The following is an 18,190-nucleotide window of genomic DNA, read 5'->3' as shown; positions in this document are numbered from 1 at the left end:
TCAGGCTCCCACCAGGCCGGCGGCCGGCGCGAACGTCGCGTCGTCGGCCTGCGCGCCCGTTGCCACGGAAAGCGACAGCCGTTGGGCGAGCTGCGACACGCATTCCGATACGCATTGCGGCGAGCACATGCCTGCCACGAAGCGGTCCGGCCGCAACAGCACGACCGACTCCGGCACCCGCGCGAACCAGTCGCGCAGGCGCGAGTCGACATCGCCGATCGCGATCACGTCTTCGGGTACGTCGTCGCGGAAGCCGAGCTGCGGGTCGGGCTTCGCGAGCACGAAGCATCCGCCGAGCGCGCTCCAGATGCGGCGCGCCTCGGGCGTCAGGCCGAAGGTCGGGTCCGTGCCCCAGCTCAGGATCGCGAAGCGGTTGCCGATCGCATCGTCGAGCCGGACGATGCTGCCATCCGCGACACGCACGCGCGGCTGGATGTACATGCGGCCCACGGGCGTCCCCGCCTGCGCATCGCGGCCGTGCACGATCCGTCCGAGCAACGATTCGCGCTTCTCGCTCATCAGACCGACCAGCCGCCCGAACGCGCCGTGTCCCCGGCTGGCGATCAGCCGCGCGAGCATGCCTTCGGACCGCGCGCGTCGTGCCAGCAGCACGACGCCGTCTTCATAGCGCGGCATCGGCTTGAAACGCATCTCGACGAAGTAGCGCTTCAGGGACGGCAGCACGTCGAAGCAGCGCACGAACGCGTCGCGCACGCGCGTTCCGACGAAGCTCGTCGGCGCGAAGATGTCGCCGGCCACTTCCGACAGGTGGATCATCGAGCGCGCGTGGGCGCGCCGCTCCATCGTGTAGGTATCGAGCAGCGCGTCGCGCGCCGTGCCCTTCACGACCATCGCGAGCTTCCAGCCGAGATTGCTCGCATCGCGAATCCCGCTGTTGTAACCCTGCCCCTGCCACACCGGCATGATGTGGGCGGCGTCCCCCGCGAGCAGGATGCGCTTCACGCGGAACGCGCTCGCGAGCCGCGCGTTGTGCGTATAGACCCGCTGGCGGATGTAGTCGACCTTGTCAGGATCGTCGACCACCCCGCGCACCAGCGCCGCCATGTTCTCCGGCTTCGACAGCTCCTCCTCCGTCTCGCCCGGCATCACCATGAATTCGAAGCGCCGGATGCCGTGCGGCAGCGCCGCCGACACGTAGGGCCGCCGCGCGTCGCAATGCAGATAGACATGCGGGGAGCCGATCGGATCGTTGCGCACGTCGATCACGATCCATTGATTCGGCTTCGTGCGCCCTTCGAACGGCACGTCGAGCGTGCGGCGCACGAAGCTGTTGCCGCCGTCCGCGCCGACCATGTATGCGGCGCGGATCGTCGTGCGCACGCCGTGCGCATCGGTCGCGTCGATGGTCACGCCGCTCTCGTCCTGCGCGAAGCGGTCGACGTTGTGGCCGAGCAGCGTCGACACATGGTCGAAACGCTCGAGACCGCGGTACAGGATCTGATCGGCGAGCGGCTGGATGAAGGCGTTGCGGCGCGGCCAGCCGAACTCGTCGGTGCGCGGCTCGATCGACGCGAAGCACTTCCCATTCAGCGTGAAACGCATCCAGTGATTCGGCGTGGTGTGCGGCAGCAGCGCCTCTGCGAGGCCGACCGACTGGAATACGCGCAGTGCTTCGTCGTCGAGCCCGATGGCGCGCGGATAGTCGATGATCTGCGTGAGCTTCTCGACAACGACGACGCGCACGCCCTGCAGGCCGAGGATGTTCGCGATCATCAGGCCGACCGGGCCAGCACCGATGATCGCGACATCGGCGTCGATCGAGCGAGGTGTCGTTTCGTGAGGATGAGCGCGGCCGAGGCCGGCCGCCGGTTCAAAAGCGGGGCGCATGCTTGTCTCCTGACTGGACTTGTTCGTTGTGCTGAATCGACGCAGCGCGTGGCTGTCGCTCGTTCAGCTTATGGACGCAGTTTAGGGATGGCGGAAAACCCTCTCAACAAAATCTCAGGAATGTGCATAGAATGCACATGATTGATTTAAATGGGGTTTTTGCCGTGACAACCTACACAAACGTGCGCGGCCTGGCGCGCGGCCTGCAGGTGCTGCGGGCGCTGAACGCGATGGAAGACGGCCATGCAACGAGTCAGCAACTCGCCGATCTGACCGGCCTGCATCGCACCACGGTGCGCCGTCTGCTCGAGACGTTGATGGAAGAAGGTTTCGTGCGCCGCAGCACATCGGACGACAGCTTCCGCCTGACGCTCGCGGTGCGTTCGTTGAGCGAAGGATTCACCGATACCGAGCGCATCGCGACCGTGGCGCCGCCGATCATGGGTCAGTTGCTGCAGCGCGTGGCATGGCCATCCGATCTGACCACGCCCGATGGCGACGCGATGATCATCCGCGAGACGACGCATCGCTTCAGCCGGCTGTCGTTTCATCGCGCGATGGTCGGGCGGCGCCTGCCGATGTTGCTGACGGCTGCGGGCCGCGCCTACTTCGCAATGTGCCCCGACGAGGAGCGCGAGGATATTCTGGAACTGCTGCGCTCCGGTGCGGGCGGTGACGAGCAACAGGCGTTCGCGAGAAACGATGCGCTCGTGCGCAAGCTGATCCGACGTGTGCGCGACGACGGTTTCGGATCGAACCACGGTGACTGGACCGCGCAGGCGAAGATCGGTGCGGTGGCGGTCGCGATCAGCGCGGACGAACGCGTGATCGCGAGTCTCAACGTCATCTTCCTGTCACGCGCGGTACGGCTCGAAGACGCCGTGCGCCGCTATGTGCCGGAGCTGCAAAAAGCAGCACTGGATATTGCCGAAGCATTGAAGCAGGAGTCGGAAGCGCGTCCCCGCGCATCGACGTAGGATCCCGCAACGGCCGAATGTCTATCTCACCGTCGCGTCGGCACGCGACGGGGCGAATCCGCACGCAACAGCGGACGTTCATCGATGCGGGCCATCGCGACGATGCAACTGCGCGAGAAGATTACTCGTCTTCTCAAGCATTCATGATCGGCGCGCGTATTCCCAACCGACGGCCGTGATTCTCGTCGTCGACGCACTCGGGTTCGCGCTCGACGGTACCGCGCGGCTAATCGCCAACGCGACGATCGATCGGGCCGCGATCGGCGGCCCACGAGCGGCTCAGTTCCACGCATGGCGTGCCGGACGCACGCCGTTCAGGTAGTAGTTGCCGACGAGGTGATATTTCCAGCGCACCGGATCGTGCAGCGTATGCGTGCGCGCGTTGCGCCAATGCCGGTCGAGATTGTGCTCGGCGAGCGTCGACTGCGTGCCGGCCAGCTCGAACAGCTTCTCTCCCGCGAGCAGCGCCACCTCGGTCGTCAGCACCTTCGCCTCGCCGACCGCGACCGATGCGCGCGCAACGTCGTCTTCGGTCACGTCGCCGCGCGCCGTGATCTCGTCGAGCGTGCGTGCCGCGCGTTCGAGCAATGCCTCGGCCGCATGCAGCTGGATGTGCAGATGGCCGATCTCGCGAATCGTCAGCGGATCGTCGACTGCACGATCGACGCCGCTGTCGACCCACGGGCGCGTGCGGGTCCGCACGAACGCCAGCGTATCGTCGATGGCCGCCTTCGCGATGCCCGCGTCGATCGCGGCCTGGATGATCTGCGACAGCGGGCCGTTGAGCGTCGGCACGTCCGACACGCGCTGCGCGGGCAGCACGTGCGACGCCGGAACGCGCACCGCATCGAGCACGACCGTGCCGCTCGCGGTCGTGCGTTGCCCGAATCCCGACCAGTCGTCGATCACGGCCAGCCCCGGCGTCGGTTGCGGCACGTACGCGAGCCATGCCTGGCGTGCGTCGTCGAGGCCGAGCACCGGTACGTAATGCGCGAACAGCGCACCGGTCGAGTAGAACTTCGTGCCGTCGACGACATAGTCGTCTCCGTCGCGGCGCACCCGCGTCTTCAGGTCGAGCACGTGCTTCGTGCCCTTCTCCGAGAACCCGTTGCCGAAGCGCTTGCCGCTCAGTATCTCCGCGAAGAAATGGCGCTTCTGCGCGTCGGTGCCGGTGAGCGCGATCACGTCGACCAGCCCGAAATGATTCTGCGGCAGCTGCCCGAGCGACGGATCGGCCGCCGCGACGATCTTGACGACCTCGGTCAGCGTGACATGCGACACGCCTGCGCCGCCGTATGCCTTCGGCACCGTGATCGCCCACAGCCCCGACTGCGAGAACCATTCGATTTCGTCGCGCGGCAGGCGGCGCGTGCGATCGCGCTCGGCGGCATCTTCCGCGAGCCGCTTCGCCAGCGCGTGCGCGGCTGCGATCGCCTGCGCATCGTCGGCGATCACGCGGGCCGCGGGTGGTTGCACATCGGCTGGCTGCTCCTGAATCGTCGCGCTCGTGTCTGACATCGGGTTCTCCTGTCGAATGGCGAAAGCACTCAATCTAGCAGCGCAGCGCGGGCCGGAAAAACGAGCGATTCTCGGAACGATATTCCTCCGGATAACAAACGACCCGATCGACGCCGGCGACACGCGCTTCGGCACCGCAATCGACGCGCCGGCACCGCAATCGACGCGCCGGCGCCGCAATCGACGCGCCGGCGTCGCCGCATCGCGGTGCGCCTGCGGTAATACCCAGCGACGATAACGATCTGCGAATCCGTTATTGGAACGCGCATGTCGCGCTTCCTATACTGGCCTCCCGGCGCAATCGGCCCGCTCTTCGAGGAACACCGCATGACTTCGTTGCACGCTGCCCCCGACCTATCCACCGGTACCGACTACGACGCACTCGCGAGCCGGTTCAGGCCGATCTTCGAGCGCATCGCCACGGGCACCGCCGAACGCGAACGCCGCCGCGAGTTGCCGCACGAGGCGATCGGCTGGTTGAAGGCCGCAGGCTTCGGCGCGGTGCGGCTGCCGGCCAGCGCCGGCGGCGCCGGCGCCTCGCTGCCGCAGCTGTTCCGGCTGCTGACCGAACTGGCCGCCGCCGATTCCAATCTGCCGCAGGCATTGCGCGGGCATTTCGCGTTCGTCGAGGACTGGCTGAACGCCCCGTCCGGGCCGCAGCGCACGACCTGGTTCGACCGCTTTGCCAGCGGCCAGCTGGTCGGCAATGCGTGGTCGGAGGCCGGCGACGTGCCGCTCGGGCAGACCGTCACGAAGGTGTCGGAGCGCAACGGCCGGCTCGTGCTGAACGGCCGGAAGTTCTACAGCACCGGCAGCCTGTTCGCCGACTGGATCGACGTGTTCGCGCAGCGCGCGCACGACGGCAGCGACGTGATCGTCGCGGTCGCGACCGCGCAGCCGAGCGTGATCCGCGAGGACGACTGGGACGGCTTCGGCCAGACCACGACCGGCAGCGGCACCACGCGCTTCGAGGATGCGACCGTCGATGCCGACCACGTGATCGACTTCGCGCGCCGCTTCAAGTACCAGACCGCGTTCTACCAGTTGTTCCACGTCGCGACGCTGGCCGGCATCGGCCACGCGATCGTACGCGACGCCGGCGAGCTCGTGCGCAACCGGACGCGCGTGTACAGCCACGGCAACGCACCGCGCGCGGGCGACGACGTGCAGCTGCAGCAGGTGATCGGCGAGATCGCGTCGTGGGCGTATGCGGCCGACGCGCTCGCGCTGCGCGCCGCGCAGCCGCTGCAACAGGCCTATGAAGCGCGCTTCGGCGACGACGAAGCGATCGAGCACGCGGCGAACGTCGCGGCCGAGATCGAATCCGCGCAGAGCCAGCTCGTCGTGTCCGAACTCGTGCTGCGCGCGGCGACGCGCCTGTTCGACGCGCTCGGCGCGTCCGCGACGCGCACCACGACCGCACTCGACCGCCACTGGCGCAACGCGCGCACGGTGTCGTCGCACAATCCGCTCGTCTACAAGGCGCGGATCGTCGGCGACTGGGTCGTCAACGGCCGCACGCCGCCGTTCGTCTGGCGCGTCGGCAACGGTGCGGGCACCGGCGTGGAAGCGGGAGGCGCACGATGAGCAAGACGATCCGTTTCAACGCGTTCGAGATGAACTGCGTCGGCCACCAGTCGCCGGGCCTGTGGGCGCATCCGCGCGACCGCTCGTGGCAGTACAAGGACCTCGACTACTGGACCGACCTCGCCCGCGTGCTCGAGCGCGGAATCTTCGACGCGATCTTCATCGCGGACGTGATCGGCTATTACGACGTCTACCAGGGCAGCAACTATCACGCGCTGCATCAGGCCGCGCAGATCCCGGTCAACGATCCGCTGCAGCTCGCCGCGCCGATCGCGATGGCGACCGAGCATCTCGGGATCGGCATTACCGCGTCGACGACGTTCGAGCACCCGTACACGTTCGCGCGCCGCCTGTCGACGGCCGACCATCACACGAAGGGCCGGCTCGCGTGGAACATCGTCACGTCGTACCTGGAGAGCGGCGCGAAGAACGTCGGCGACCAGGGCCTGCGCACGCACGACGACCGCTACGCGGTCGCGGCCGAATACGTCGAGGTGCTGTACAAGCTGTTCGAGGGCAGCTGGGAGGATGGCGCGGTGGTGCGCGATCGCGACGGCCGCGTGTTCACGCATCCCGAGAAAGTGCACGAGATCGGCCACAAGGGCCGCTTCTTCGACGTGCCCGGCTACCACCTGTGCGAACCGTCGCCGCAGCGCACGCCGGTGCTGTTCCAGGCCGGCGCGTCCGGCCCCGGCAAGGCGTTCGCCGCGCAGCACGCGGAATGCGTGTTCGTCGCCGCGCCCACCCGCGAGCAGCTCGCACGCTACGTGGCCGACGTGCGTGCGCAGGCCGCCGCGGCAGGCCGCGATCCCGCCAAGGTGCTGATTTACAACCTCGTCACGGTGATCGTCGACGAAACCGACGAAAAGGCGCAGGCCAAGTTCGACGAGTACCGCCGCTACGTGTCGTACGATGGCTCGCTGGTGTTCATGTCGGGCTGGACCGGCATCGACTTCGGCCAGTACGCGCCGACCGATCCCGTGCGGCGCGTCGAAACGAATGCCATCGTGTCGGCCGTCGAGCACCTGGCGGGCGGCGACACCGCGTGGACGATCGAGGCGCTGGCCACGTGGGGCGGTATCGGCGGAATGGGGCCGGTGTTCGTCGGCTCCGCCGCGACCGTCGCGGACATCCTGCAGGAATGGGTCGCGGCGACCGACGTCGACGGCTTCAATCTCGCGTATGCGGTTGCGCACGAAACCTTCGAGGACGTCGTGCACCATCTCGTGCCCGAGTTGCAGCGCCGCGGCGTGTATCCGAGCGCGTATGCGCCGGGCACGCTGCGCGAAAAGCTGTTCGGCGGCTCGGCGCGGCTGCCCGACGAGCATCCCGCCGCGCAGTTTCGCGATATCGAGCAGGTCAAGCGCGAAGCCGAGCGCGAGGCGGTCGGCGCGTAGCGGGATGTCGAGGCCGGTCTGCCCGCGTGCGGGCCGACCGGCTGCAATACCAACGGCTTCGTGCGGTTCGACGAAGCCGTTGGCGCTTTTCGGGGCGGTCGATGCCCCGCGCGTTCACGCGACGCTTTCGTCGTCGATGTCGTGCGCCGTCGGTTCGTACCGCACGATCAGCAGGAACGCGATCGGCGTGACCGCGCTGACCGCGACGACCCAGAACATGTCGGTGCCGAGACGCGCCTGCAGGATCGGCAGCACGAACAGCGCGAGCGCCTGGCCGATGCCGCACAGCGAGCGTCCGAAGCCGACGCCGGTGCCGCGGATCGCGGCCGGATACGACAGCGTCGGATAGATCATCATCTGCGCACCGGGGCCGAATCCTTCGGCGAACAGCCAGGTCCCGAGCATCAGCAGCACGACGCCCACCGCGATCGCGCCGTGCGGATGCCCGGCGAGCGCCAGCGCGACCAGCGCGATCGTCTGCAGCGCGAAGCCGGCGATCGCGACATGGCGCGACGGATAGCGATACGCGAGGCGCATGCCCAGCAAGCCGCCCGTGAACGCGAACAGCACGTTCAGCGCAAGCGACGCCGCGATCGTTTCGAACACGCCCGCGCCGAGAAACTGCGACAGGATCGACGGCAGGAAGAACGCGATCGCCGTGTACTCGAACGGAATGCACAGGTTCATCGCGCTGGCGACGATCGTGCGCCCGAGATACGGGCGCTGGAACAGCACGCGGATCCGCACGGGCGGCGGACTCGGCTCGCGCCGCGCATCGTCGGCCTCATGCGCGTGAATGCCGTACGACTCGCGCAGGATGCGCGCGGCATCGGCCAGGTCGCCCTGGTTCGCGGCCCACAGCGGCGATTCGTTCATGAACCGGTTGCGGAACAGGATGATGACGAGCGCCGGCACCGCCCCGAAGATCAGCGATGCGCGCCACAGCCATCCCGCGTGCTCGGCCGGCAACAGGAAATACAGGCCGAAGATCAGCAGGAAGCAGACCGACGACGCGACGTACCACATCGGGCACCACGCCGCGAGCCGCGACGCCTTGTTGCCGCGCCCGTTGAACTTCGAGAATTCCGCGAGAAACGCCATCGCGACGGGCAGGTCGATGCCGACGCCGAGCCCCATCACGAAGCGGGCCGCGATCAGCACCCAGACGTTCGGCGCGAGGCCGGCCGCGATCGCCGCGACCACGAAGAACAGCATGTCGGCCATGAACACCTGATAGCGGCCGATCCGGTCGGTCAGCCAGCCGCCGATCAGGCTGCCGAAGATCGTGCCGATCATGATCGCCGAACCGACGAGCCCGGTCAGCGCGGGCGTCAGCCCGAATTCGCGCGCGACGTCGTCGATGCCGTAGGACAGCGTCGTGAGGTCGTACGCGTCGAGAAACACGCCGCCGAGCGCCAGCAGCACGATCATCCGCGCATGGCTGACCGAACTGTCCACGGTATTGATCAGGCGCGCGACGTCGCTGGCCGAGCGGATGGGAGCGGAAACCGGTGTTGCAGGGCTTAGATCGATCGAACTCATCGCATTCCTTGGGGTTTGGCGGAATGCACGCCGAGGCCGGCGTGGAGCCGGAGCCCGGGCTGGTGCATTCGCGATCGGCGGGATTTAGACGGAACGCGGGCGCGTCGACAGGCTGACGTGATTGCATTCCGGCAGCGGGCATTCTGTTCCGCCGATCCCGGTATCCCAAGCGATATAAAGCGATAAATTAATCGGGCTGCGTCATAACGTTGGCCGGCTGGCGCGCTCGGCAGGAGCGCTTGTCGACGATCTTCGTCAGCGCGGCGTCGATGTCCTCACGGTCTAGCCGACCGACGCCCCACTCCGTCGGGAAACCTCGATCCCCTCTTCTATCGTTCAACGTGGAATTCCGGGGGAATGCGCAGGCATTTCAGGAAGAAGATCGTATGCGCTGGCCGAACTGCTTACGATGTCGTTCGCTTTCGCAATGACAGGAGCGTCCACCATTTTTCCATCGACGCTAATGGCCGAGCCGTCGCTTTCCTGAACGGCAGCAAGGACTCGTCGCGCCCACGCGAGCTCTTCCGGGCAAGGGCGCAGAGCCGCGTGTACATGCTCGATCTGTTTTGGGTGGATGCACAGCTTGCCCCTGAAACCGAGATTGCGGGCTCGAACCGTGTCGCTGCGGATCCGCTGAGCGTCATCGATTGCAGCAGTGACTCCGTCCACCGGGGCCGCGATGCCGGCAATCCGTGACGCGATGGTCAGTTGTGAGCGGAAATACACGAGTTCATCGCCGTCACCTTGAATACCGGTGTCGACCTGAAAGTCCAAGGTGCCAAACAAGAGGCGCGCGACTTTCGGCGCCTTCGCCAGCGAGCGGAGGTCGTCAAATGCAACCGCGGTCTCGATGAGCGGCAACAACACCGCTTCATCGGAGATCTCGTTCGCGAGGTTCGAGAGCAGGTCGGCTCGCTCGGCCTTGGGGACCACGATGCCCTGCAGGCTCGGGCAGGTCCGAAGGGCCGCTATATCGTCCTGGTACCACGCGGTACCGACCGCGTTCGCTCGGACGTACGCTCGCCCGCCTTTTCCAAGCCACGACACGACGGCGTCACGAGCCTGCGCTTTCGCGGTGGATGGCACGGCGTCTTCAAGGTCGAGGATGACTGCGTCTGCGCCCGCAGCACACGCTTTGTCGAATCGTTCCGGTCGATTGCCGGGAACGAACAAATAGGATCTCGGATACATAAGATTTGTCCTGGAGGTGAGCGGGCGTCCTGATGAGACGCGACCGCAGTAGCATCGCGACAAGCGATCGAGAGCGCCCGCTGCTTTCCTTAGCGAGCAGCCTCTACGAGACGCTCCGATACCGCCTTCGGTTCGACAGTCCGTTGCCGGCCGAGGAAGAACGCCGCGCAGGCGCTGATGAGAGACATGGCCGCGAGAAAAGCGGCAACGGCGTATGCGGAATGGAACGTCCGAAACAGCCAGAGCGAAATCATCGGCGCGGGGCCGCCGGCAATGATCGAGGCGCCCTGGTATCCGAGCGACGCACCGCTGTAGCGAATGCCGGGAGGAAACGACTCGGCGATGAAGGCGGCCTGCGACCCGTAGAGCGCCGCGTGAATGACCATGATGATGACCGTGCCCGCAATGACGGCGAGCGGAATCTTCGTATTGAGCAACGCGAAGTACGGGAAAGCGAACAGCATCATGCAGACGGCTGCCGACATGTAGGTCTTGCGACGGCCGATACGGTCCGCCAGATGCCCAAAGTACGGCAACGCGAAACACGCGACAACGGCGGCAATCAACACCGCGTTCAGGATGAACCCCTTGCCGAGGCCGAGGTTCTTCGAGCCGTACAGCATGGCGAACGACGTGAGCATGTAGAACGCGGCCTGTTCGCCGGGACGGACGAGTGCCGACAGCAATATCGCCTTCCACTCGGTTCTGATGGCTTCCCGAACAGGACTCCTGGTGCGGTCGACCGACTGGTTGGCCTCGACGAAATCCCTGGTCTCCGGCACGCCCATGCGAATCAGCAGGCCGAACACCAGAAGCACACCGCTTGCATAGAAGGGAACTCGCCAGCCGAAGTCCATCAGCGAGTCGCCGCTCAAGCGGCTGCAGACGCTCCAGACCAGCACCGAGATGACGAGGCCGAGCGGCACGCCGACATTCGGCAGCGACGCCATGAAGCCGCGACGCTTGCCTTGATGACTTTCCATCGAGAGGAGCACGGCGCCGCCCCACTCGCCGCCCACGCCGATGCCCTGGAGGAACCGAAGTCCGATGAGCAGCCAGCCGGCAGCGGGTCCGATCTGTTGCGTGGTGGGCAGCAAGCCCACGAGCAACGTCGCGACGCCCATCAAGGTCAGCGTGGCGACGAGCGTCGATTTACGGCCCACACGGTCGCCCATGTACCCGAAGATGGCGCCGCCCAAGGGGCGCGACAGAAAGCCCACGAAGATCGTGGCGAACGACTCCATGAGGCCTTCCGAGCTGCCGTGTGCAAAGAACAGCTTCGGGAAAATCAGGGCGGCTGCGGTGCCGTAGATGAAGAAGTCGTACCACTCGATCGTGGTGCCTATGACGCTTGCGATTGCGGCGCGGCGCTCAATGCGCTTCGAGTCCTTCGACTGGGTCGAGGCAACGGCCTGACCATGACGGGCGTTCGGGTGCATCTATGTCTCCAATCTTGAGAAATTTTGTCGAGGCAGGCGTGTGTGCGTTCAGAACGAGGCTTCGGCTCGCATGGACACTGCACCGCCGGGCAAGCTCACCCAGACGACGAGCTGGTCGCCGTCTGGCGCGGCGTTGAGCTCCAATTCGTTGCCCAGTAGCGACGGCTGAACGCCGCGATAACGGAACTGCTTCAGGCGACGTCCGCTCACTTCCTCGGCGAAGCTCGCAAGGAGCGTTGCGTTGAGGGGGCCGTGAATCACGAGATTCGGATAGCCTTCGACCGCTCGGCAGTAGTCCGCGTCGTAATGAATGCGATGGCCGTTGAACGTCAGCGCGGAGTAGCGGAACAGCATCGTCGAATCGGGTTTCACGCGACGCGTCCGCTGCGGTGGCGGCATGTTCGTTTGCGCAGGTGTAGCACCGACCTTCGACGCTTCCTTGTAGACAATGTCGTGGTGCTCGGTGACAAGCACCTCCCCTTCGCGCACGACTTCATGCAGGACGGTCACGAAGACGAGTTCGCCACTGCGTCCTTGTTTGTGTTCGACCGATGCGATGCTTGAACGCCTTTCCACTTCTGCGCCAAGCGGCAGGTCGCCATGAAATTCGAGCTTGCCGCCGGCCCACATGCGGTTCGGCAACGGCACGGGAGGCAGGAAGCCGCCTCGTGCGGGGTGTCCATCTCGGCCGAGCGCCGAAGGCGCCTCACCGCTCAGGAAATAGAGCCAATGCCAAAGCGGGGGCAAGCGTGCGCCGTCGACGAAGCCGGACTGCGGAATGCCGAGGGTCGCGGCCATCAGCCGCGCGTGACGCGACGACAGGACGTCACGGCTGCACTCGCTCTTGCCGATCCATTCGCGCAGGTGCGAAATATCGACGCCGCTCATGCGAATTCTCCCACTTGCTTCGTGGCGAACTCGGCCCGAATGCGCTCCGTGTGTTCACCCAATCGAGGCGCTGCATCAAAGTGCTGGCTGTCCCACGGCGCGCGAACCGCCGGCGCAATCATGCGCAATTCTTCTCCGTCGACCGTCATCGGCCACGTCCGCAGCGCAGGGTGTTCAGCCATCTGGGCAACCGAGCGAACCTGACCGTAGGCGGTGTTCGAGGTTGACAGGCGTTGCAGTGCTTCACTGGAGTCGAGCCTGGCGAATGCTTCGGCAATCACCCGATCGAGGGCTTCGCGGTTTTGCACGCGCTTCGTGTTGGACGAGAAGCGCGAGTCTTCTGCCGCGTCCGGTTGCTGCAGGAACGCCGAGCAGAACTGACGCCACTCGCGCTCGTTCTGAATGCTGATGACGATGTCGTCGCCGTCGTTGGTCTTGAAGGCGCCATACGGCGCAATGGAAGGATGCTTCAGCCCCTGACGCGTAGGCGCTCCGTTTCCGTAAACCTGGTGAACATAGGGAATCGTCATCCAGTCCGCCGCGCCGTCGAACAACGAAACCGAGACACCCGAGCCCTTGCCCGTGCTCGAGCGAAGCGCGAGCGCCGACAGCACTGCAATGGTCGCGTTCATCCCCGCGCCGATGTCGCAAATCGAAACGCCCACGCGCCCGCACGCATCCGGTGCGCCCGTGATACCCGCGAGACCGCTTTCGCACTGCACGAGAAGGTCGTACGCCTTGAGATTGCTAGCGGCGTTGTTCGTGCCGTAGCCGCTGATATCGCACGTGATCAGACGCGTGTGCATTTCGCGCAGTTTTTCACTGCCGAATCCAGCTCGATCCAATGCGCCGGGAGCCAGGTTCTGAACGAAGACGTCTGCGTGCGCAATCAACCGATGCAGGAGTGCGGCGTCATCGGCGTCCTTGAAGTCCAGCACGACCGATTCCTTGCCGCGATTCGTCCACACGAAATACGACGATTGGCCGTTCGCGGCCGCGTCGTAGCCGCGCGCGAAATCGCCTTCCGCGCGTTCGATCTTGATGACTCGCGCCCCCATTTCCGCCAAGCGACCGGTGCACAGAGGCGCCGCCAGGGCCTGTTCGATGGAGACGACGACTACGCCGGCGAGCGGCTTCGCCGACGGTGTTTCAGCAACAGATGCGGCCATCACTGCCTTCCTGAGTTGGGATGATGGCTATCAGTATCGGAAAACGCCGCGGTCGATTACAGCGAGATTTCACGAAGGAATCGTTCGTGATTCACGAAATCGTGCAATGCAGCAATCGCTCCCGTGCATGCCGGCCGGTACTGCTATGCTATAAAGCCGGCATCATCTTCGCGAAATTCGAACACGATGAGCTATGACTTGACTGACCTGAAGGTGTTCGTCGCCGTCGCCGAAGAGGGCAACGTCTCGCGCGGCGCTGAACGCTGCCACCTTGCGCCATCGTCCGCGAGCCTTCGCGTGAAGAATCTTGAAGGCTCGGTAGGCGTGACGTTGCTGAGCCGGCATCCGAGAGGCGTCGCGCTGACGGCGGCGGGCCAGGTGCTCGTGGAGCACGCACGGCGTTGTCTCGCTCAACTCGACCAGATGCGCTCGGATCTTTTGCCTTTCGCCGAAGGACTGACCGGGCACGTCACCGTATTCGCCAACAACAACGCGATCAGCTCCCATCTGCCGGACGATCTCGCTCGTTTCTTCGCGGCGTTCCCGAGCGTGCGCATCACACTGGAAGAGAGACTCAGCCACGACATCGTGGGCGCCGTGGTGGCCGGTCGAGCGGACGTGGGTGTGGTGGCATTGGAATCCGAGCATTCGGCGCTGCGATTCGTACCGTACAAGAAGGACCAGCTGGTCTTGCTCGCGCCCGTGACGCACGCGCTCGCGAGGCAAAGCGAAGTCAGCTTCGCGGCGTGCCTGGGTCAGCCGTTCATCAGTCTGCAATCAGGGGCTGCACTGCACACGTTTCTGGTGAATCATGCCGCCGCGCTCGACGGACGACTCGACATTCGCGTGCAGGTATCCGGTTATCGGGCTATCGCTCGGCTCGTATCGTCGGGAGCCGGAATCGGCATCGTTCCGCGGACGGCGATTGAATCATCCGACGAAGGCAAGGTCGCGGTCATCCCGCTAATCGAGCCCTGGTCTCAGCGCAATCTCCACGTCTGCGTACAGCGCAATCCGGCGGAGAAGAACCTGTACCGCGACAAGCTGATCAGCATGCTGTGCCATCCTTCGGAGTGATACGCCAAGGTGTGGCTTGGTCTAGCTATCGTCCTTCAGCATGATGAATCAGCTGACTGCCGCCTTGCGACTTCGCCCGATATAGCGCCTGATCTGCCGCTGCGAGCAAATCGGTGAGTGAAGGCACCTCGGAATTCGACGTCGCCAGGCCAATGCTGACGGTTGCGGAAATCCGATGATCGTCGGCGCTGTGGACCATCCTGGCAAACTGGCTCGCAATGCTTTCGCCGATCTCGTTCGCGCGATGGCTGTCGTGATCGGGCAGCAGAGCAGCGAATTCTTCACCACCGATGCGCGCCAGAATCGTGTTCGCGTCGGTACTGGCGCGAACCACGCCCGCGAACGATCTCAGCACCTCGTCGCCGGTTTTGTGCCCATAGCGATCGTTGATCTTCTTGAAGTGGTCGAGATCAAATGCAAGGAGCGTGACCGGGCGTCGACGTATCGCGCAATCGTTGATGATTCGCTCCCCCTCTTCGAAGAACAGCCTGCGATTTCCCAGGCGCGTCAGGTAATCCGTACGGGACTCTTGCAGGAGTTCGCCGTGAACCTCCTCGCGGGTGAGCCGAAGTAGCGTCATCGGCAAAACGACCGAATAGAGCACGCCTTCGTACATCGTGATCTTGCTCGAAATCGACAGTGCGCTCGTTCCAAAGACCGGGACCACCCAAGGCAGGACGAAGGCTCTGGCAGCGTAGAACAGTGCATGGATGCCCGTCACCGCCACAGCGACGCGTCGAGCTTGAACGGCCGGCATCCCGTCGCGTCGTGTCAGTTCGAGGGCCGTCATCGCGGAGACGAGCGCGATGGGCAGCGCGCTGGCATAGAGCCATACGGCGGCCTGCCCGCGCGCGCCGGCCGCCGCCCAGGTCAACCCCATCAAGATCAGCAGGCCGATCGAGCCTGCGAGATACCGCCGGCCGTTGAACATTGCCACAGCGCGCAGAACCAGTAGATAGCCGCTCAGAATCACGAGATTGCTTACAGCCGCGCCCGCGGCGCCCAGCAGTTCAAGCCGGAACGCGGCCACGGCGCAACCGATCCCGAGCGTCGCATATCCGGCCGCCAGCATTCGCAGTTCGTTGCTGCGCTTGGGATGCGATACGTGCTCCCAATATGTCATGGCGGAACTGGCCCACAAGGTGCCGATCACTAGAAGATAGAGGGTAGCCAGATCGACTTTCATCGCCGTCGTCAACGCGGTATCCCCGCCACGACGAGGAAAAGGTTAAGGGTCTATCGAGATTACGGCAAATGCGTCGGATTCTTGAAAAATCTCGTGGACGTGGCGGTCTGCAGCGGGATGCCACGGGACGCGGTGTCATGTAGCCCCGATTCCGAGGCGGGCGACGTCATGCATCGCTCGTAGACCAAAATAAAGCCGCCACCGTCGGGGATGCGGAGATGTCGCCTCGCCCGTCGCCGTTGACCAGACATCCGAAACCCTGCGGAAGTCGTGAGGCTGCACGCCGCGCAATAAGGTTGTCACTGAGCGCGGCATTGCAAAGACCCAGCTATTTGTATGAAGCCGCGGCAGACCACCATCGACTTCTATGACTGCCCGGCCAGTGGCATGGCAAAGAGGCGTTCATCCCACACCACGGGTCGAGGATCTGTCACGACGATTCGCGCCGCGTCGGGATGTGCCGGATTCACCAGCACGTCGAACGCTGCCCGGACGACGACGGAAGGGACGGCGCAGACTTCGGCAGGCCGTCGCGCACGAGCGCCTCCAATTCCGCCAGCGTGTGCGGGACCGGCTGCAACTCCATGACCGCAGCCACGGCTTCAGGGGTGACGAGCAACATGGCGGCTCCCTGGCAGGTATCAAATGATGCGCGATTATAGTCAATCTGATACCGGAGCCACGCGGATTCGCCGACGGCGGAATCGGGCGCAGCGGACGATCGGCCGGCACGAAGCCATCCAGTCTCGCCATCGTGAACATCGTCTCGGTGCAGCTGTCCGCTCCGCACATCGCTTCGGTCCCGGCGTGGTCGGCCTCCCTGTTTCGACGTTTACCGCTCCAGCCGGATGACCACGCCGGGCGCTAATCGGCCGACGCATCCGGCGCGCGCGGCGTCTCGCCGGCGTGCTGGATCCAGCCGCCGCCCAGCGCACGATACAGATCGACGAGGTTGGTCCAGCGCGCGAGGCGCGCGCTGATCAGCGACTGCTGCGCGGAATACAGATCCGTCTGCGCGGTCAGCACCGACAGATAGCTGTCGACACCGTTCTTGTAACGCAGGTCCGACAGATCGAAGCGACGCTGCTGCGCGTGCTCGTTGCGCTCGAGCGCGGCGATCTGCAAGTCGTACGTGCCGCGCGCGGCAAGACCGTCCGACACCTCGCGGAACGCCGACTGGATCGCCTTCTCGTAGTTCGCGATCTCGATGCGCTTCTGCACGTTCGCGAGGTTCAGGTTCGCGATGTTCTGCCCGCCTTCGAAGATCGGCATCGTCAGTTGCGGCGCGAATGACCACGCCGCCGTGCCGGCCTTGAACAGCCCGCCGAGCGTCGGGCTCGCGGTGCCGAACGCGGCCGTCAGCGAGATGCGCGGGAAGAACGCCGCGCGCGCCGCGCCGATGTTCGCGTTCGCGGCCAGCAGCGTCTGCTCGGCCTGCATCACGTCGGGACGACGCGTGAGCAGGTCCGACGGCAGGCCCGCCGGCACGTCGGTGAGCAGGTTCTGCGCGTCGAGCGACATGCCGGCCGGCAGATCGTCAGGCAGCGGCTCGCCGATCAGCAGCACCAGCGCATTCACCGCCTGCGCCCGCGCACGCGCCTGCGCCTGCTGGTTCGCGAGCGCCTGCTCGACGACCGTCTGCGCCTGACGCAGATCGAGCTCGGAGCCCGTACCGTTGTCGAACTGCAGCTTGGTCAGGTCGTACGACGCCTGCGCGGTCTTCAGCGTGTTCTCCGTGACCTTCAGCAGGTCCTCGGTCGACAGCAGCGTCAGATACTGGTCCGCGACCTGCGACACGAGCGAGATCTCGGTGGCCTGCCGTGCATACGAGGTCGACAGGTATTGCGCGAGCGCCTGATCCTTCAGGCTCTGCACGCGGCCGAACAGGTCGAGCTCCCACGACGCGGAAAGCCCGACGCTGTAGGTGCGCGTGATGAGCGGCTGGCGCGTCGTCGACACGCCGGCGGGATAGCGCTGGATGCTGCCGGAGCCGGTGCCGTCGAGGGTCGGGAACAGCCCTGCGCGCGTGATCTGGTACTGCGCGCGCGACGCCTCGATGTTCAGCACCGCGACGCGCAGGTCGCGGTTGTTGTTCAGCGCGATCTCGATCAGCCGCTGCAGGCGCGGATCGGCGAAGAATTCGCGCCAGCCGATGGCGCTCGCCGCCTGGCCGTTGGCGCTGCGCGTGCCGGCCGCAGCGGGCTGTGTCGCGTAGACGCCGCCGGCCGGGTACGCCTGCGCGACGGGCGCGTCGGGCCGCGTGTAATGCGGCGCCATCGTGCAGCCGGTGGCGAACAGCGCGAGCGCCGCGGCGGCCGCCATGCGAAATCCATTCATGTTGCCCTCGTTGCGTCCCATCGCGGCACGCGTT

At 65.4% G+C, this 18,190-nt stretch carries 14 protein-coding genes and 1 pseudogene; 4 read left to right on the top strand and 11 right to left on the bottom strand.

The genetic code is table 11. The features are described 5' to 3' along the window. Entirely contained in the window at positions 1 to 1,848 is a 1,848-nt protein-coding gene (locus EX20_RS20430; RefSeq protein WP_034194533.1) for a bifunctional 3-(3-hydroxy-phenyl)propionate/3-hydroxycinnamic acid hydroxylase, read from the bottom strand. Between the two features lie 164 nt (positions 1,849 to 2,012). On the opposite strand from EX20_RS20430, the gene EX20_RS20425 reads away from it, so the two are divergent. Further along, a complete protein-coding gene (locus EX20_RS20425) occupies positions 2,013 to 2,825 on the top strand; it encodes a DNA-binding transcriptional regulator (protein WP_034194532.1) in 813 nt (270 codons plus the stop codon). Positions 2,826 to 3,104: 279 nt separating this feature from the next. Here the strand turns inward: EX20_RS20425 and EX20_RS20420 are convergent, their stop codons facing one another. Further along, positions 3,105 to 4,343: an SfnB family sulfur acquisition oxidoreductase gene (locus EX20_RS20420; RefSeq protein WP_011882655.1), complete on the bottom strand. Its 1,239-nt coding sequence runs from the start codon at positions 4,341 to 4,343 to the stop codon at positions 3,105 to 3,107. A gap of 327 nt (positions 4,344 to 4,670) precedes the next feature. Here EX20_RS20420 and EX20_RS20415 point away from each other — a divergent pair, with 327 nt between their 5' ends. Continuing rightward, positions 4,671 to 5,930, top strand: a complete 1,260-nt coding sequence (locus EX20_RS20415; protein ID WP_034194558.1) for an acyl-CoA dehydrogenase family protein — start codon at positions 4,671 to 4,673, stop codon at positions 5,928 to 5,930. Beyond that, positions 5,927 to 7,327, top strand: a complete 1,401-nt coding sequence (locus EX20_RS20410) for an LLM class flavin-dependent oxidoreductase (protein ID WP_034194531.1) — start codon at positions 5,927 to 5,929, stop codon at positions 7,325 to 7,327. The genes EX20_RS20415 and EX20_RS20410 overlap by 4 nt, the downstream gene beginning before the upstream one ends. A 114-nt stretch (positions 7,328 to 7,441) precedes the next feature. Here the strand turns inward: EX20_RS20410 and EX20_RS20405 are convergent, their stop codons facing one another. The 5 genes from EX20_RS20405 to EX20_RS20385 all read right to left on the bottom strand — a co-directional run bounded on the left by EX20_RS20405 (position 7,442) and on the right by EX20_RS20385 (position 13,556). Next, a complete protein-coding gene (locus EX20_RS20405; RefSeq protein WP_034194530.1) occupies positions 7,442 to 8,869 on the bottom strand; it encodes an MFS transporter in 1,428 nt (475 codons plus the stop codon). 336 nt (positions 8,870 to 9,205) lie between these two features. Next, the gene (locus EX20_RS20400; RefSeq protein WP_051974452.1) at positions 9,206 to 10,060 is read right to left on the bottom strand and encodes an HpcH/HpaI aldolase/citrate lyase family protein; all 855 of its coding nucleotides are present in this window, start codon (positions 10,058 to 10,060) and stop codon (positions 9,206 to 9,208) included. 89 nt (positions 10,061 to 10,149) lie between these two features. Continuing rightward, positions 10,150 to 11,499, bottom strand: a complete 1,350-nt coding sequence (locus EX20_RS20395) for an MFS transporter (RefSeq protein WP_034194529.1) — start codon at positions 11,497 to 11,499, stop codon at positions 10,150 to 10,152. A gap of 48 nt (positions 11,500 to 11,547) precedes the next feature. Then, positions 11,548 to 12,387, bottom strand: a complete 840-nt coding sequence (locus tag EX20_RS20390; RefSeq protein ID WP_034194528.1) for an HTD2 family dehydratase — start codon at positions 12,385 to 12,387, stop codon at positions 11,548 to 11,550. Then, positions 12,384 to 13,556, bottom strand: a complete 1,173-nt coding sequence (locus EX20_RS20385; protein WP_034194527.1) for a CaiB/BaiF CoA transferase family protein — start codon at positions 13,554 to 13,556, stop codon at positions 12,384 to 12,386. The genes EX20_RS20390 and EX20_RS20385 overlap by 4 nt, the downstream gene beginning before the upstream one ends. A 198-nt stretch (positions 13,557 to 13,754) precedes the next feature. Here EX20_RS20385 and EX20_RS20380 point away from each other — a divergent pair, with 198 nt between their 5' ends. Further along, positions 13,755 to 14,633, top strand: a complete 879-nt coding sequence (locus EX20_RS20380; protein WP_224383328.1) for a LysR family transcriptional regulator — start codon at positions 13,755 to 13,757, stop codon at positions 14,631 to 14,633. Positions 14,634 to 14,658: 25 nt separating this feature from the next. On the opposite strand, the gene EX20_RS20375 is transcribed toward EX20_RS20380, so the two are convergent. The 4 genes and pseudogenes from EX20_RS20375 to EX20_RS20370 form a co-directional block, all read right to left on the bottom strand. Continuing rightward, positions 14,659 to 15,819: a GGDEF domain-containing protein gene (locus tag EX20_RS20375; RefSeq protein WP_011882664.1), complete on the bottom strand. Its 1,161-nt coding sequence runs from the start codon at positions 15,817 to 15,819 to the stop codon at positions 14,659 to 14,661. A gap of 365 nt (positions 15,820 to 16,184) precedes the next feature. Beyond that, positions 16,185 to 16,328 (bottom strand): annotated as a pseudogene (locus EX20_RS32935) (RES domain-containing protein); the annotation flags it as partial. After that, positions 16,286 to 16,441, bottom strand: a complete 156-nt coding sequence (locus tag EX20_RS32050; protein WP_155121979.1) for a hypothetical protein — start codon at positions 16,439 to 16,441, stop codon at positions 16,286 to 16,288. The gene EX20_RS32050 and the pseudogene EX20_RS32935, both read right to left, overlap by 43 nt. 242 nt (positions 16,442 to 16,683) lie before the next feature. Continuing rightward, positions 16,684 to 18,156 carry an efflux transporter outer membrane subunit gene (locus EX20_RS20370; RefSeq protein WP_034194556.1) on the bottom strand — a complete coding sequence of 491 codons (1,473 nt, stop codon included), beginning with the start codon at positions 18,154 to 18,156 and terminating at the stop codon, positions 16,684 to 16,686. Positions 18,157 to 18,190 lie beyond the last annotated feature (34 nt).

The sequence above is a fragment of the Burkholderia sp. WP42 genome (genome assembly GCF_000745665.1).
GTDB classification, from domain to species: Bacteria; Pseudomonadota; Gammaproteobacteria; order Burkholderiales; family Burkholderiaceae; genus Burkholderia; species Burkholderia vietnamiensis.
Note: the sequence above shows the minus strand (reverse complement) of the source record. Positions and strands in the feature narration are given on the sequence as shown.

What these genes read in the sequence shown, in the direction of transcription:
- EX20_RS20430 (WP_034194533.1), bottom strand. Translation starts at nt 1,848, where the DNA reads ATGCGCCCCGCTTTTGAACCGGCGGCCGGCCTCGGCCGCGCTCATCCT.
- EX20_RS20420 (WP_011882655.1), bottom strand. Translation starts at nt 4,343, where the DNA reads ATGTCAGACACGAGCGCGACGATTCAGGAGCAGCCAGCCGATGTGCAA.
- EX20_RS20415 (WP_034194558.1), top strand. Translation starts at nt 4,671, where the DNA reads ATGACTTCGTTGCACGCTGCCCCCGACCTATCCACCGGTACCGACTAC.
- EX20_RS20410 (WP_034194531.1), top strand. Translation starts at nt 5,927, where the DNA reads ATGAGCAAGACGATCCGTTTCAACGCGTTCGAGATGAACTGCGTCGGC.
- EX20_RS20405 (WP_034194530.1), bottom strand. Translation starts at nt 8,869, where the DNA reads ATGAGTTCGATCGATCTAAGCCCTGCAACACCGGTTTCCGCTCCCATC.
- EX20_RS20400 (WP_051974452.1), bottom strand. Translation starts at nt 10,060, where the DNA reads ATGTATCCGAGATCCTATTTGTTCGTTCCCGGCAATCGACCGGAACGA.
- EX20_RS20395 (WP_034194529.1), bottom strand. Translation starts at nt 11,499, where the DNA reads ATGCACCCGAACGCCCGTCATGGTCAGGCCGTTGCCTCGACCCAGTCG.
- EX20_RS20390 (WP_034194528.1), bottom strand. Translation starts at nt 12,387, where the DNA reads ATGAGCGGCGTCGATATTTCGCACCTGCGCGAATGGATCGGCAAGAGC.
- EX20_RS20385 (WP_034194527.1), bottom strand. Translation starts at nt 13,556, where the DNA reads ATGGCCGCATCTGTTGCTGAAACACCGTCGGCGAAGCCGCTCGCCGGC.
- EX20_RS20375 (WP_011882664.1), bottom strand. Translation starts at nt 15,819, where the DNA reads ATGAAAGTCGATCTGGCTACCCTCTATCTTCTAGTGATCGGCACCTTG.
- EX20_RS32050 (WP_155121979.1), bottom strand. Translation starts at nt 16,441, where the DNA reads ATGTTGCTCGTCACCCCTGAAGCCGTGGCTGCGGTCATGGAGTTGCAG.
- EX20_RS20370 (WP_034194556.1), bottom strand. Translation starts at nt 18,156, where the DNA reads ATGAATGGATTTCGCATGGCGGCCGCCGCGGCGCTCGCGCTGTTCGCC.